This window comes from Oleiphilus sp. HI0080, from assembly GCF_001635135.1.
Genome location: NZ_LWFU01001067.1, coordinates 1 through 945, shown reverse-complemented (window position 1 = coordinate 945; position 945 = coordinate 1). Strand labels below are relative to the sequence as shown.

1 protein-coding gene is annotated in these 945 nt (G+C 49.7%); it reads left to right on the top strand.

Features of this window, described 5'->3' with window-relative positions; all coding sequences use genetic code 11:
* A partial coding sequence (locus A3751_RS19820; protein ID WP_068458662.1) for an isovaleryl-CoA dehydrogenase occupies positions 1-945 on the top strand: 945 nt, incomplete at both ends.

The following is a 945-nucleotide window of genomic DNA, read 5'->3' as shown; positions in this document are numbered from 1 at the left end:
AGAAAGCTAGGCGATATTGGTGTGCTTGGGATGACAATCTCCGAAGAGTATGGCGGCTCTGGCTTGGGTTACCTCGCACATACCATTGCGATGGAAGAGATCAGTCGAGGCAGTGCGTCAATTGGCCTAAGCTATGGTGCACACTCAAACCTTTGCGTTAACCAGATCTATCGCAACGGCAACGACGAACAGAAACAAAAATATCTTCCTAAGCTTTGCTCTGGCGAGCACATTGGCGCTCTGGCAATGAGTGAACCGAACGCCGGAAGCGATGTGGTCAGTATGAAGTTACGAGCTGAACTCAAAGGCGATCATTATGTGTTGAACGGCACAAAAATGTGGATCACTAACGGGCCTGACGCCCATACTTACGTAATCTATGCCAAGACCGATGCAGACAAAAAAGCGCATGGTATTACTGCATTTATCGTCGAGCGTGACTGGAAGGGCTTCTCACGCTCACCTAAACTAGACAAGCTTGGTATGCGGGGTTCAAACACCTGTGAGCTCGTATTCGACAATGTCGAGGTCCCCATTGAGAATGTTCTGGGTCACGAGAACAAAGGTGTTCAGGTGCTCATGAGCGGTTTGGATTACGAGCGAATCGTTCTGAGCGGTGGGCCAACGGGCATTATGCAAGCCTGCATGGACAACGTTGTACCCTATATCCACGAACGTACGCAGTTTGGTCAGCCAATTGGTGAATTCCAACTTATCCAAGGTAAAGTGGCCGACATGTATACAACTATGAACGCGTGCAAAGCTTACCTATATGCCGTTGCCCAGTCAGCTGATCGCGGCGAAGCGACTCGAAAAGACGCCGCAGGCGTGATCCTTTATTGTGCTGAGAAGGCAACACAAATGGCCTTGGATGCGATACAGATTCTTGGTGGTGACGGCTATATCAATGACTATGAAACGGGGCGATTGCTTCGTGACGCCAAG